Annotated in this window: 11 protein-coding genes and 2 tRNA genes; 6 read left to right on the top strand and 7 right to left on the bottom strand. The window is 68.0% G+C overall.

All coding sequences use genetic code 11. The features are described from left to right. Nucleotides 1–217: 217 nt before the first annotated feature. A tRNA-Gly gene (locus tag EV647_RS08125) sits at nt 218–288 on the bottom strand. Between the two features lie 110 nt (nt 289–398). On the opposite strand from EV647_RS08125, the gene EV647_RS08120 reads away from it, so the two are divergent. The 6 genes from EV647_RS08120 to EV647_RS08095 all read left to right on the top strand — a co-directional run bounded on the left by EV647_RS08120 (nt 399) and on the right by EV647_RS08095 (nt 6,815). After that, a tRNA-Pro gene (locus tag EV647_RS08120) sits at nt 399–471 on the top strand. Between the two features lie 78 nt (nt 472–549). Beyond that, nucleotides 550–1,941 carry a trigger factor gene (gene tig, locus EV647_RS08115; RefSeq protein ID WP_134000582.1) on the top strand — a complete coding sequence of 464 codons (1,392 nt, stop codon included), beginning with the start codon at nt 550–552 and terminating at the stop codon, nt 1,939–1,941. 397 nt (nt 1,942–2,338) lie between these two features. Next, nucleotides 2,339–2,962 carry a ClpP family protease gene (locus EV647_RS08110; RefSeq protein ID WP_134000580.1) on the top strand — a complete coding sequence of 208 codons (624 nt, stop codon included), beginning with the start codon at nt 2,339–2,341 and terminating at the stop codon, nt 2,960–2,962. Nucleotides 2,963–2,991: 29 nt separating this feature from the next. Further along, on the top strand, nt 2,992–3,603 hold the full coding sequence (locus tag EV647_RS08105) for an ATP-dependent Clp protease proteolytic subunit (RefSeq protein ID WP_134000578.1): 612 nt from the start codon (nt 2,992–2,994) through the stop codon (nt 3,601–3,603). 212 nt (nt 3,604–3,815) lie between these two features. Further along, nucleotides 3,816–5,114: an ATP-dependent Clp protease ATP-binding subunit ClpX gene (clpX, locus tag EV647_RS08100; RefSeq protein WP_134000576.1), complete on the top strand. Its 1,299-nt coding sequence runs from the start codon at nt 3,816–3,818 to the stop codon at nt 5,112–5,114. Nucleotides 5,115–5,219: 105 nt separating this feature from the next. Then, nucleotides 5,220–6,815: an alpha/beta hydrolase gene (locus EV647_RS08095; RefSeq protein ID WP_134000574.1), complete on the top strand. Its 1,596-nt coding sequence runs from the start codon at nt 5,220–5,222 to the stop codon at nt 6,813–6,815. Here EV647_RS08095 and EV647_RS08090 read toward each other — a convergent pair. From EV647_RS08090 to EV647_RS08065, 6 genes are read right to left on the bottom strand one after another with little or no spacing between them, the layout of a single operon-like run. Further along, nucleotides 6,778–8,079 (bottom strand): aspartate aminotransferase family protein, encoded by a 1,302-nt coding sequence (locus EV647_RS08090; protein WP_166680246.1) that lies wholly within the window; start codon nt 8,077–8,079, stop codon nt 6,778–6,780. The genes EV647_RS08095 and EV647_RS08090 overlap by 38 nt on opposite strands. 28 nt (nt 8,080–8,107) lie before the next feature. After that, nucleotides 8,108–9,475 (bottom strand): transcriptional regulator, encoded by a 1,368-nt coding sequence (locus EV647_RS08085; protein ID WP_134000570.1) that lies wholly within the window; start codon nt 9,473–9,475, stop codon nt 8,108–8,110. Then, complete coding sequence (locus EV647_RS08080) at nt 9,472–10,269, bottom strand: amidohydrolase family protein (RefSeq protein WP_134000568.1); 798 nt, start codon at nt 10,267–10,269, stop codon at nt 9,472–9,474. The genes EV647_RS08085 and EV647_RS08080 overlap by 4 nt, the downstream gene beginning before the upstream one ends. Further along, the gene (locus tag EV647_RS08075; RefSeq protein WP_134000566.1) at nt 10,266–11,024 is read right to left on the bottom strand and encodes an amidohydrolase family protein; all 759 of its coding nucleotides are present in this window, start codon (nt 11,022–11,024) and stop codon (nt 10,266–10,268) included. The genes EV647_RS08080 and EV647_RS08075 overlap by 4 nt, the downstream gene beginning before the upstream one ends. Further along, nucleotides 11,017–13,146 carry a heparinase II/III family protein gene (locus EV647_RS08070; RefSeq protein WP_134000564.1) on the bottom strand — a complete coding sequence of 710 codons (2,130 nt, stop codon included), beginning with the start codon at nt 13,144–13,146 and terminating at the stop codon, nt 11,017–11,019. The genes EV647_RS08075 and EV647_RS08070 overlap by 8 nt, the downstream gene beginning before the upstream one ends. After that, nucleotides 13,143–14,177, bottom strand: a complete 1,035-nt coding sequence (locus EV647_RS08065) for a Gfo/Idh/MocA family protein (RefSeq protein ID WP_238177086.1) — start codon at nt 14,175–14,177, stop codon at nt 13,143–13,145. The genes EV647_RS08070 and EV647_RS08065 overlap by 4 nt, the downstream gene beginning before the upstream one ends. Nucleotide 14,178 lies beyond the last annotated feature (1 nt).

Genomic DNA, 14,178 nt, shown 5'->3' with positions numbered 1-14,178 from the left:
AGCCCAACGCCCGCGCCCGACCGCACAACCCGAGCCCAACGCCCGCGCCCGACCGCACAACCCGAGCCCAACGCCCGCGCCCGACCGCACAACCCGACCCAAATGCCCGCACCGACGCACCCAACCCGACCCAGGAGCCGAGCGAAGCGAAGGCGCACAACAGAAGAGGGCGAGACAGGCCTGCGCTTTCCGCAGGCATACCTCGCCCTCTCGCCCGAGCGGGTGACGAGAATCGAACTCGCGTAATCAGTTTGGAAGACTGAGGCTCTACCATTGAGCTACACCCGCGTGGTGCTCGGACATGATTCCACATGAGGCCGGTTGGACTCAAAACGGTATGTCCGGGGCCCCGGTGGCGCGAGCACTGGTTCCGGTCGACTACACTCGACCGGTCACTGCGGGGCGTAGCGTAGTGGCTAGCGCGCCTGCTTTGGGAGCAGGAGACCGCAGGTTCGAGTCCTGTCGCCCCGACAAACCCCCTGTAGCACCGCTGCAACGCGGGGTGTCGCGCGTGCTGTGAATGTCACCGAATCAAGGAGAACCGCCACCGTGAAGAGCACCGTCGAGTCCTTGAGCCCGACCAAGGTCAAGCTCATCGTCGAGGTGCCGTTCGAGGAACTCAAGCCGAGCCTCGACGCGGCGTACAAGAGCATCGGCCAGCAGATCGTGGTGCCGGGCTTCCGTAAGGGAAAGATCCCGCCGCAGGTCATCGACCAGCGCGTCGGCCGCGGTCCGGTGCTCGAGGAGGCGATCAACGACGCGCTGCCGAAGCTCTACTCGCAGGCGGTCAGCGACAACCAGGTCAAGGCGATCGGCCGGCCCGAGGTCGACGTGACCGAGTTCAACGACAAGGAGAGCCTGCAGTTCTCCGCCGAGGTCGAGGTCCGCCCGGAGATCACCCTGCCGGACCTGGAGGGCCTGGAGGCCGAGGTCGAGGACATCGCGATCTCCGACGACGAGGTGAACGAGCAGATCGAGTCGCTGCGCCAGCGGTTCGGCTCGCTGAACCCGGTCGAGCGCGCGGTCGGCGACAACGACTTCATCACCCTGGACCTGTCGGCCAGCAAGGACGGCGAGAAGGTCGAGGAGGCGCAGGCCACCGGCCTGTCGTACCAGGTCGGCAGCGGTCAGCTGCTCGACGGCCTGGACGAGGCTGTCATCGGCCTGAGCGCCGGCGAGAAGAAGACTTTCGTCACCCAGTTGGTCGGCGGCTCGCTGAAGGGCGAGGACGTCGACGTCGAGGTGACGGTGACGGCGGTCAAGGAGCAGGAGCTCCCGGAGTTCGACGACGAGTTCGCGCAGACCGCGTCGGAGTTCGACACCGCCGAGGAGCTGAAGGCCGACGTACAGACCCGGCTGGAGCGCGGCAAGCGGCTCGAGCAGGCCGGTGAGGCGCGCGACGCCGTCCTGGAGAAGATCCTGACGCTGGTCGACGTGCCGGTCCCCGAGGGCCTGCTGACCGACGAGCTGGCCGCCCGCAAGGAGAACCTGGAGCAGCAGCTCGGGTACTCCGGGATGACCATGGAGCAGTTCCTCGAGGGCGAGGAGCAGACCCAGGAAGAGTTCGACGAGGACCTGAAGAAGCGGTCCGAGGACGCGATCAAGGCGCAGTTCGTGCTCGACCTGGTGGCCGAGCAGCAGGAGCTGAGTGTCAACGACCAGGAGCTCACCGAGCACATCGTCCGGCACGCGCAGCGTTCCGGCGTCAGCCCGGACCAGTTCGCGCAGCACGCGGTGGAGAACAACCTGGTCCCGAGCCTGGTGTCCGAGGTCGTCCGCGGCAAGGCGCTCGCGTACCTGGTGGAGAACGCCAAGGTGACCGACGCGTCCGGCAACACGGTCGAGCTGAAGACCCTGCAGCCGGACGGCTCGTACGCCGACCCGGAGGCCGCCGGCGACGAGGCCGCCGAGACCCCGGTCGCGGAGCCCGCGCAGGCCTGAGCCGGCCTGAGCCGGCCTGAGCAACGTCTCGCCGTACGGCCCGGATCCCTTCAGGTGGGGTCCGGGCCGTACGCATGTTCGCCGGACGATCGCGACGCGACCGTGAAGAACCTGGCCTAGCGTGGCCGGTGAAACGATTTCCGGAGTGGTTCGGGTCGAACGCGGAAGGGGGCGGGTGTGGCCGCGCTGCTGCAGGAACCTGAGGTACGGCGGGAGCCGGAGCTGCCGGAGCGCCGCGAAGTACCTGACGAGGCAGCCGCCGACGAGTCCGGATCCGTTGTCCTGTGCGGCTGGTGATCGGGCCCGAATTCGCTCAGAGCAGACGAGCGGTGCGCCGTGAGCGAACACCTCCGGCCCAGCCTTAGGTCTGTCGCCGCCGACCAGTAGTGTCGGGTTCGTGAACGAGACATTTGCAGCCAGCCCCACCGCCGCGGGCGGCAACGGATCCGGCGGACACGACGACGACATCTACCGCGAGTTGCGGAAGAACCGGATCATCTTCCTGGGGTCCGAGGTTCGCGACGACAACGCGAACGCGATCTGCGCGCAGATGCTGCTGCTGAACGCCCAGGACCCGACCGCGGACATCTGGTTGTACATCAACTCGCCGGGTGGCTCGGTGGACTCCGGCATGGCGATCTACGACACCATGCAGTGGATCTCGAACGACGTGGCCACGGTCGGGATGGGCCTGGCGGCCTCGATGGGCCAGTTCCTGCTCTGCGCCGGTGCGAAGAACAAGCGGTACGCGCTGCCGCACGCGCGGATCATGATGCACCAGCCGTCCGGCGGTATGGGCGGTACGGCCTCGGACATCAAGATCCAGGCCGAGCAGTCGCTGCACCTGAAGGCGCTGCTGTTCCGGCTGATCTCCGAGCACACCGGGCAGCCGCTCGAGCAGGTGGAGAACGACGCCGACCGGGACCGCTGGTTCACCGCCGACCAGGCGAAGGAGTACGGCTTCATCGACCACGTGGTCACCACCGCCGCCCAGCTCAGCACGGGCAGCCCGAACTCCTGATCTCCCACTTCGTCAGTTAAGGAAGCACCATGAACTACTTCATCCCGCAGTGGGAGGAGCGCACGTCGTACGGCATGCGCCGGATCGACCCGTACACGAAGCTCTTCGAGGACCGGATCATCTTCCTCGGTACGCCGATCACCGACGAGATCGCGAACGCCGTGATGGCGCAGCTGCTCTGCCTGCAGTCGATGGACTCCGACCGCGACATCAGCATCTACATCAACTCGCCGGGCGGATCGTTCACCGCGCTGACGGCGATCTACGACACCGTCCGCTACATCAAGCCGGACGTCCAGACGGTCTGCCTCGGCCAGGCTGCCTCGGCCGCCGCGGTGCTGCTCGCCGCCGGTACGCCGGGCAAGCGGCTCGCGCTGCCGAACAGCCGGATCATCATTCACCAGCCGGCCACCGAGGGCACCTACGGCCAGTCGAGTGACATCGAGATCCAGGCGAACGAGATCCTGCGGCTCCGGTCGCTGCTGGAGACGATGATCTCCGAGGCCAGCGGCAAGGACATCGCGGAGGTGTCCCGGGACATCGAGCGGGACAAGTTCCTCACCGCCGAGCAGGCGATCGAGTACGGCCTGATCGACGACGTCCTGCAGACTCTCAAGACCCCGGTCCCGGCCGGCGTCTGAACGGGTTCAGTTCGGGCGAGGCCGGTCTGACCGGTTGTCAAGAGCACGACGCGTTCGCCACCGGCGTAGTCACAACCCGGTGGCGAGCGCGGTTTTTCGGCCCCGGACGGGGTACCGTCGAAATCGGATCGGGGTACTGACGACCGTCCCGGTCCCTGCGGCCCACGCCCTCCTGGCCCATGGTTCGACTCGCATAGAAGGGATCTGCCCCGGTGGCACGCATTGGTGACGGCGGCGACCTGCTCAAGTGCTCGTTCTGCGGCAAGAGTCAGAAGCAGGTCAAGAAGCTCATCGCCGGTCCCGGCGTCTATATCTGCGACGAATGCATCGATCTCTGCAACGAGATCATCGAGGAGGAGCTGAACGAGGGCTCCGAGGTCGGTCTCACCGAGCTGCCGAAGCCGCGCGAGATCTACGACTTCCTCAACGCGTACGTCGTCGGTCAGGACGTGGCCAAGAAGGCACTCGCGGTGGCGGTCTACAACCACTACAAGCGGGTCCGCGACGGCCAGGGCGGCTCGAGCGCCGGCCGGCACGCGAAGGACGAGGCCGTCGAGCTGGCCAAGTCGAACATCCTGCTGATCGGCCCGACGGGCTGCGGCAAGACCTACCTCGCCCAGACGCTCGCCCGGATGCTGAACGTCCCGTTCGCGATCGCGGACGCGACGGCGCTGACCGAGGCCGGGTACGTCGGTGAGGACGTCGAGAACATCCTGCTGAAACTGATCCAGGCCGCGGACTACGACGTCAAGAAGGCCGAGACCGGGATCATCTACATCGACGAGGTCGACAAGATCGCCCGCAAGAGCGAGAACCCGTCGATCACCCGCGACGTCTCTGGTGAGGGCGTCCAGCAGGCGCTGCTGAAGATCCTGGAAGGCACCACCGCGAGTGTTCCGCCGCAGGGCGGTCGCAAGCACCCGCACCAGGAGTTCATCCAGATCGACACGACCAACGTGCTGTTCATCGTCGGCGGCGCGTTCGCCGGCCTGGACCACATGGTCGAGCAGCGGGTCGGCAAGAAGACCCTCGGCTTCAACACCTCGCGTGAGCCGGAGAAGCCGAAGGAAGCCGGCGGGTACGCCGATGTGATGCCGGAGGATCTGCTCAAGTTCGGTCTGATCCCGGAGTTCATCGGCCGGCTCCCGGTCATCACGACCGTCTCGCCGCTGGACCGCGACGCGCTGATCAAGATCCTGTCCGAGCCGAAGAACGCGCTGGTCAAGCAGTACCGGCGGCTGTTCGAGATCGACAACGTCGAGCTCGAGTTCAGCGACGACGCGGTCGAGGCGATCGCGGACCAGGCGCTGCTGCGCGGCACCGGCGCCCGTGGTCTGCGGGCCATCATGGAAGAGGTTCTCCTCAACGTGATGTACGAGGTGCCGAGCCGCGAGGACGTCGCCAAGGTCGTCGTCACCGGCGAGGTCGTGCTGGAGAACGTGAACCCCACGCTGATCCCGCGCGACCAGATCGAGCGCACCAAGCGCGACCGCCGCGAGAAGAGCGCCTAAGAGCTTCACGCTTGAGAGGGAGGCCGGGTCCGTCAGCAGACGGGTTCCCGGCCTCCTTCTCGTGGTGGACGCGACGGGAGGATCTGCCCGCCTACGGTCGGTGACATGACGCCCAGACGAATCCTTCGAAGACTGTCTGTCGCCGGCGCGGCCCTCGTGCTGCTGACGCCGATGACCACCGCAGTGGCTCAGGCGAAGTCCGCAGTACCGCAGATCGCGTGGGGTACCTGTGGAACCGACCCGAAGCTGAAGCCGTTCCAGTGCGCGACTGTCGAGGTCCCGACCGACTACGACAACCCGCACGGACCGACCACGACGATTGCGTTGACCCGGCTGCCGGCCGGCGACCCGGCCCACAAGGTCGGCACGCTGTTCACGAACCCCGGCGGCCCCGGTGGCTCCGGTGTCGACCTGGTGCAGCAGGCCGGTCAGCAGATCTACACCCCGGAGGTCCGCGCGAAGTTCGACATCCTCGGGTTCGACCCGCGGGGCGTGAGCCGTTCGGATCCGGCCACCTGTTACCCGACCGCGGCCGAGGAGTCGGAGGCGCTGGCGAACGTCCCGGCGTTCCCGGTGACCGCGAAGGAAGAGCGCCGGTTCATCGTCGACGCGGCGAAGCAGGCGCTCAGCTGCCGGACCACGTCGCCGGACCGGCTCGCGCACTACTCGACCGCGAACGTTGCGCGTGACATGGATCTGCTGCGGCAGGCGGTCGGCGACGAGAAGCTGTCGTACGTCGGCTACTCGTACGGCACGTACCTCGGTGCGACGTACGCCAAGCTCTTCCCGAACAAGGTCCGTGCACTGGTCCTCGACGGCACGCTGAGCCCCGAGTGGTACTCGGGCTCGAATGGCGATCCGAACCCGGTCGGTGTCCGGCTGAAGCAGGGCGAGGGCGCGTACGACACGTACGAGCAGTTCCTGACCGAGTGCAAGAAGGCCGCCGCGAACTGTGCGTTGAACCAGCTCGGCGATCCGAGGACTGTTGTGGAGAGCACGCTCGAGCGGCTGAAGACCCACCCGGTCGTCGTCGCCCTGCCGGACGGTTCCACGCTGACCGTGACGTACGCCGTAGCTGTGGCGATGACGTTCTCGAGCCTCTATGACCCGATCGGTTACCCGGCGCTCGCCCAGACGTGGGCCCAGCTCGCCGTCCAGAACCGGGCAAAGGCCGCGACGAAGGCGCCGCAGGCACTCATCGAGTGGAACCGACGCAAGGAGGACTACAACTCGATCGGAACCGTGCTGCAGCCATGTGTCGAGGCGAGGCAGTCCGGCCGCCCGCTGGCATACCCGGCGTACGCCGATGCCGCCGACCGACGCGCCCCGCACTTCGGCCGGTTCCGCGCCTGGGTCGGGATCCACTGTGAGTTCCTGGGGATCCGCGACACCGACGACTTCCGCGGCCCGTGGCAGAACAAGGTGCGGCAGCCGGTACTGGTGTTCGGCACCCGCCACGATCCGGCCACGCCGTACGAGGCAACGCGGCCGTACGCCGACCTGTACCCGGACGCCCGGATGGTGACAGTCGAGGGCTACGGGCACACCACGATCGGCAAGAGCACCTGCGCCGACACGATGATCACCAACTACCTCACCCGGTTGAAGGCCCCGGCGGACGGCTCGACCTGCAACCAGGACCGTAAGCCGTTCGACCCTGTGTCTAAAGGGAATCGAACACTGAGTCTGCTACCGCGATAGTCTCGTCGACCTGGTCCGCGGTGTGCTCGGTGGACAGGAACCACAACCCGCGCGGCACGATGCTGATACCGGCAGCGAACAGACCCGCGTGGAACCGAGCCATCGCTGCCCGGTCGCAGGCGGCGAACGTGCGGTAGTCCGTGACGGCGGCCTGGTCCGTGATGTACGTCTGGAACACCGGACCGGGCCCGTCCACGAGCAGCGGCACCCCATGCTTTGCAGCTGCCGCGCGCAGGCCGGCCATCAACCGTTGACCTGTCGCGGTCAGCGGTGGGTACACGTCGTCGCGGTGCTCGTCGAGATGACGCAGTACCGCGTCGGCGGCCGCCATCCCCACCGGATGGGAGTTGAACGTCCCGGCGTGCGCGACCTTGCCGTCCGCGATCGTCCCCATCACCTCGGCCGAGCCGACCAGTGCGGACACCTGCATGCCGCCGGCCATCGCCTTCCCGAACGCGGCCAGATCGGGTACGACGCCCAGCAGCTCGCCCGCCCCGCCCGGAGCGACCCGGAACCCGGTGATGATCTCGTCGAAGATCAGCAACGACCCGTGCTCCCGAGTCAGCTCCCGGAGCCCTTCGAGGTAGCCAGGGGCCGGTGTGATGCAGCCGGTGTTGCAGAGCAGCGGCTCGAGGATGACCGCCGCGATCTCGTCCCCGCTGCGTGCGAACACCTCGGCGACAGCCGGCAGATCGTTGTAGGGCAGGACGATCAGGTCGTCCGCGTCGTGCCGCGGCTGGCCCGCGGTACCGCCGACCGCGATGGGGTGCCGGGCGTCACCGGCCAGGGCGAGGTCCGGGTGCACGCTGTAGAGGACCGGGTCGAGCCAGCCGTGGTAGTTGCCCTCGAACTTCACGATCTTCGGGCGGCCGGTGTGGCCGCGGGCCAGTCGGATCGCGCCGTGTACGGCCTCTGAGCCGACGCTGTTGAAGCGGACCAGTTCCGCTGCCGGCACCATGCTGCACAGGCGTTCGGCGACCTGTGCCTCCAGCTCGTGCTGGGCGGCGTACGCGACGCCACGGCGTACCTGGTCGGAGACTGCGTCGGCGACGAGTGGTGCGGCGTGGCCGAGGAGGTTCGGGCCTTGGCCGAGCACGTAGTCCACGTACCTGTTGCCGTCCACGTCCCACAGTTCGGCGCCGCGGGCGTGGTCCACGAACAGCGGCCGGTCAGCTCGGCGGGCATCGCTGGAGACACCGCCTGCGATCACCTGTCGGGCGCGCGCGTACAGGCGGTCTGCATGGTCGTGACGGCGAGTCTGCACAGGCTTCTCCAGAGGTCAGTCGAGAAGGTCAGTCGAGCTTCTCGGTGAGTAAGCGGAACTGCTGGCGTGGTCGGCCGCCAGCGGTCGAGCGAGCCGGTGGCAGCGGCCAGGCGAGACCTGCCTCGACCAGCTCCTTCAGCATTCGGCGTCCGGTCCGCTGAGTGACCTGCATGATCGCGGCCACGCTCTCAACGTCTACGACCACCTGTCGGCCCGGAGCCGAGCTCATGGCAGAGGCGATCGAGGTCACGATCTCCAGCGCTCGCTGGTCGATCGGCGACGTCCCGTCGGCCGGTGCGGATTCAGTTGTCGCAGGACCGGGCTCGAGGTCCACCCGGTCGCTGCTGCCGTCCAGGTACACGGCCACCTTGCCGCCTGCCGCAACGGAGTCCTCAACGGCCATGAGTGCGTTTGCCTCCGCAGCGCGAGCGGTCTGGCCGGTTCCGGCGCCTACAGCGACAGGTACTCCGAGCTGTGCAGTCAACGCGCCTAGAAAGGGTGCAACCGCGAACTGCTCAGTCAGCCGCAGCAGAGCTCCGTACGTCGTGGTGACCAGGAAGAGTGTGTCCGACCGGCGCGTGACTGACGCACCGACCTGGCGGGCCTCGGACAGCAGCTTCTGGTGCGTCGACAACGCCAGCTCCTGCTGCCAGTAGTCACCCGACTCGGCCCGCGACGCACCGGTCGGAATGACCTGTACGGCGATCATCGCGAGCTGATGCGCTCCCATCCGAGTGCCCTGGCCGAGCAGTACGGCGGTCTCCAGCGCATCCCGCACACTCGACCGCGTCGGCGCGATCCGCAGCACCGGTACGCCGTCCGCGCGCAGCTCACGCTCCACGGCGAGGATCGTGGTCAGCGCCAGCGTGGTGTGCTGGCGTTCCCACTTCTCGCGGTGGAACGCAGCGAACCCCGCGACGGACTCGGGGCCCTCGTAGGGGACGTCGTACACCTGGGCGGTGTCCAGGCCGATCTCGCTGTACGCCTCGGAGACGTCCGCGAGTGAGAGCGAGTCGATGCTGACCCGGCTCAGGTCGACGTCCTTGATCGTCAGCGAGGCCCGCAGCAGGGCGGCGTACAGCGCGGCGCCGGTCAGCGGCAGGTGGGTCGACGGGACGGTGAGCCAGTGGCCGGTCGTCGCCAGGTCGAACGCCCACGGGCCGGGGAACACCGCCGCGTCGATCCGGTCCCGCAGCCGCAGGTAGCGCTCCTCGGCCTCGGACAGGTCGTCGTACCCGCCGGTCAGGAACCGCACGCCGTTGACGGACCGCTCCGCGACCTCCTGGCCGACCTCCGACATCGTCTTGACCAGCCGGCGTGGACCGAACAGTCCGACCGTCACCGCGGGCAACCGCTCGCCGGACACCTGCTCGGACTGCTGCATCTCTTCCGTCATTGGCCAACCCCTCGTTCTCCCGGTAGCGGCCGCCACCGGAACAGCTTGCGGGCGTTCCCGCTGAGAACATCTTGGCGTTGACTCTCCGTCAGCGGTGCACAGACCACGCGGCCGAGCGACATGCGCTGGTCGATGAAGGGGAAGTCGGAACCGAACAGCACCCGCCCGCTGCCTACCTGGTCGACCATGGCGCGGATCAGCGGCCCGGTCATCTGCGAGCCGCACACCTCCAGCCAGAGCGAGTCGTACCGGCGGGCTGCCGCGATCGCCTCGTCCACCCCGGCCGGTGTGATCCCGGCATGTCCGAGGACAACCGACGTACCCGGATAGCGTTCCGCGACCGCCTCGAACAGCCGCGGCGCGTCGTACGGCGACTGATGCTCGGAGTGACTGAGCACGGGACAGCCGGTGGACTCGGCGAACGCCCACACCGCGGCGTACCGCGCGCCGGTGACCGGGTAGCGGTGCAGGCTCGGATGCACCTTGATTCCGACGAACCGGTCGTCTCCCGCGAGCCGCTCGAGCTCGTGCTCCGGCTCCTGCCACGGGTTGATGACCGCGTACGCCGCGATCCGGTGCGGGTACGCATCGACCGCGGCGAGCGACTGCGAGTTGCCCAGGTGCGCGTCCTGCTGGATCGCGCGGTTCGCCGCGAGCACGGTGACGTCGGTGCCGGTCCGGTCCATCACCGCGACCATCGTCGCGGCGTCCGACTCGGGGATGAAGAACAGCGAGTACGGGCCGAGGTGGGCGTGCACGTCGACGATCCGATGCTGCGGCCGGCGCCCGATCATGCTCGTACCCCCTGGAGCAGCCGGCGCGCGTTTCCCGAGCCGACCAGGCGGACCGTCGCGTCGTCGAGACCGGACCACGCGAGCCGGACGATGCTCTCGCCGGGATCGCGGACCCCGAGGCCGGTGGCGAAAAGCAACCGGTCGGCGAGGTCGTTGGCGGCGAGCCACTCGACGCCCTGATGCGCGGCGAAGTCGACGAGATCGACGAAGACGTTGGTGTGCCCAACAAGCGCGGCCCAGAGGTCGCGGAGCTTCCGGTACCCGAGGTTCGACACGACGATCGGCAGCTCCGGGAAGCGGGTCGCGATCGTGTTCAGGTCCGGCCAGGAGAGTTCCGCGGCGTCGACGCACAACGGCAGGCGGTTGGTCTGGAGCGCGTCGTACAATTCGATTAGCAGAGCGGGGGAGAAGCCGTGCGACGCGGGGTGGATGCGGAAGGCCGCGACGCCGTCGTCCACGGCGCGATCCACCAGGTCGGTCAGCGAGTCGAGCTCACCGGACGTCGCCGGGACCGCGGTCCAGCATGCCAGTACGCCGCGGTCGGCCAGGTCGTGTGCGATCGCAGACGCTTCCGCGTTGCCGCCGATCGGGTCGTGCAACCACGATGCCATCGCGCTCACCAGAGCGCCGGACAGCGCGTAGCGGTCCAGATGCGCGGCGATCGCGTCCCGGTCGGTGGGTGGGAGCAGGGAGGCAGGATGCGCGCCGGTGACGATCCGCGCGTCGAACCACCCGCTGGTTACGTCGTCACTCATAGCGAACCCCGTCAACAGTCCACGCCCCGGCGTACGGAAGCGTCAAGTGCGCCCACTCGTCCTCGACGATCGCGTCGATCAGCATCCCGTTGAGCCTGATCTCACCGTGTGCGCGAATCCACAGCCCGCAGCGTCCGGAGCAGGTGATCTCGAAGCGCAGCGTGTCGCCGGTCGGCCTGGCCAGTACGTCGACGTTGTCAGTCGCCCGTAGGAGGCCCGGCAGCGTCCGCACCCGCCACCCGGTTGCCCAGGTCAACTGACCGTCGACGGTCCGCGTCCACGTGGACGGCCCGATCCGGTCGACCGTCTCGTCGAGGGCGACCACCAGCTCACCGTCGACCCGATCCACCGACACTGCGGCCGGCTCGGCGCCGGCGTGCGGCACCAGCACCGTCGTGAAGTCGCCGGTCGACCGCGTCACCGTGAGCGAGTGCAGCGGGCCGTACTCAGCCGTCCGACGCTCCAGCACCGGATGACGAGCTACGCCCTCGGTCAGCTCAACCTGAGTAGCATCACCGGCGTCGATCAACAGCAAGCCCGGTCCGTTGGGCGCAGAGGCGTCGTACGCGAGCTGCCCCACCTCACGCCACGGGTGCAGCGCGTGCCAGCAAGCACGGAAGGTGTGCGTGTCCGGCGCGTGGTCGGTGACAACGACGTACGACGGGCTCTCGCGGACCAGTGCGATCGTTCGGGTCTGCTCGAGGCCGTTGCCGTGGTGACGGCCAGAGAACACGGCGAGCACGTTGGCGTCGACGAGTGGGTCGACGTCCACACTGCGGTCCGTCGACAGCTCCTGGCCGTCGACGAGGATCGTGTTGTGGCCGCGGCCCGACTGGTACCACGTCAGGTAGCCCGGATCGTCGTAGCTCGGTGGACCGCCCGCCTCCCACAGCAACGGCTGCTGCCACCCGTCCAGCACCAGGTCCAGTACGGCGCGATGTGAGTGCGACTCCAACTCGTGCTCGACGTGCGGGCCATGGTTGATCACCGCACGCAGTTCTGGACTCCGCAGGATCGTGTACCCCGACTCCGGCAGCACAGTCGCCTGCGGCAGCTCAGGAACTCCGCCTGGCGACAGCCACCGGTCCTCACGCTCTGGCCGGGCAGGAAACGTCGCCACCTCCGCAGCGAGCTCCGACTGCGACATCCATTGCGCTGCGACCCGCGCGAACACAGGGTCGTTCAGCAGGTAACTGCCGCGCAGCAACGACGCTGCGGGCCACTCGATCCCACTGTCCTGCAGGTGCGGCAGCCAGCCGCCCGACGAGACCAGCTCGCACATCCACGTGTGCATCGCGGCAAAACGGGGATGCGCCGCCACGGCCGGGTCGATCCGTGCTGCTGTCTGCAGAGCCGTCAACACCATCCGGTGGTACCCGGGTGAGCGCTCGTAGTGCCCGCCGTCCGGATAGATGTCCAGTAGCAGGTGCTCCTCGATGCGCTGCCGCGCACGCTCCGCCCACGCCTCAGACTCGACGAGAGACGGCAGCACGGCGCTGAGGTGCAGCAGTTCGGTCGCGCACACCAGTTGCCAGTTCCCGTGCCGGAACACGTCATGCTCGTCGTACGACCAACGAGCTCCGCCGACGAGTGTCGCGACCAGTCGGCCCCACACGCGGTCGGACAGCGGCGAGGAGGTCAGTACCTCGAGTGTCGGCAGCAGACTGCGGCAGCGGGCCCACGTGCCGAGCGAGTACCAGATGACATCGAGACCTGGCCACTCACCGGTCACCGAGTCACGGTGCTCCACCCACTGATCGAGGTGCTTTTCGAACGCATGCAAGTAGCGCTCGTCACCGGTCAGCAGCCACGCCTGCACTCCAGGCGCGAGCCACCCGAGGTAGTGGAAGCCGTACAGCTGCGACCGCCCGAGTCCACGTCCGGTGACATTGACACCATCGAGTAGTGGAGCAGCAGCTGCCAGTACGGCGTCCGGTGTAGCTCGAGTCGCCTCGGCCCACTCCGGCAAAGGCCAGGCGGGTCGCCTCAGCTGCTCGCCCACAAACGCGCGGAGGCCTGCCAGGTCGCCGGCCGGTGAGCCGAACGCCTTGATCAGGTCGTCGGTCCCGATCCGATTGATGCGCCCGTCGATGTGCCGCGGCTTCTCAGGTCCTTCGGTCATGCGACCAGCATGGACACGTCGACGGGCTGGCGCGTCTCGATCGACAGGTGGGCGGCCTCGAGCACGGCGGTGACGTTGCGGCTGCTCTCGATCGTGATGAGCGGTTCCCGACCGGTACGGCAGCAGTCGACCCAGTGCGCGATCGCGTCGGCGTACGCACCGGACGGGATCCCGTGCATGACCCGCTGCAGCATGTTCCGCGGATAGCTGTAGCCGTCCGGCTTTGCCAGTACGACGTTCTCCCGCTGCCGGTCCAGCTGCACCACACCGTCGTCCGCGACCACTGCGACGTACGAATCAACTGTCGTCGGGAACGTGTTCGGGTAGATCCACGCGGACTCGAAGGTCGCCACTGTGCCGCGCGAGTACTCCGCCTGGATCTGGATCGCGTCCGGCGTCTCGATCCCGAGCAACCGGAGTTTGCCCCAGCGCGCGGTCGCGTAGACCCGTCGTACCTGGTCTCGGAGCAGCCATGACACCAAGTCGATGTCGTGGCTGGACAGGAACCAGGCGCAGGTCGTGCGATCCGCCCAGGACAGCATCTCGGTCGGCACGAAGATCGTGTCGTTCTTGCGCGCGTACGCGACCGCAGCGTCGCCGAGATCCGCGAGCAGCTCGTAGGCCTGCGCGTACGCCGGCACCCACCGGTGGTTGAACAGGCACATCGCGATCACGCCGTTCTCGCGGATCGCCTTCACCGCGGCGTCGGCCTCCGCGACCGACGTCGTCATCGGCTTCTCCACCAGGATGTGCTTCCCGGCCTCCGCGGCGCGGACCATCATCTCGCCGTGGACGTCGTCCGGCGTGGTCAGGACGACCGCGTCCACGGCGTCGTCGTCCAGCAGGGCGCCGAGGTCGGGATGGATCGTCGGCCGCGGCGCGCCGCGCTCGGCGATCTCGTCCGCGAGCTGCGCGGCGGAGTCGGCGGATCGGCTGGTCACCGCCGTGATCTCGGCGTCGGCCCGGCCGGACAACGACAACGCGTTGCCGCGGCCCATGATCCCGGCGCCCACGATCCCAATACGCAGCACG

Origin of the sequence: Kribbella sp. VKM Ac-2566, assembly GCF_004366005.1 — a bacterium.
GTDB classification, from domain to species: Bacteria; Actinomycetota; Actinomycetes; order Propionibacteriales; family Kribbellaceae; genus Kribbella; species Kribbella pratensis.
This window is presented reverse-complemented; position numbering and strand designations above follow the sequence as displayed.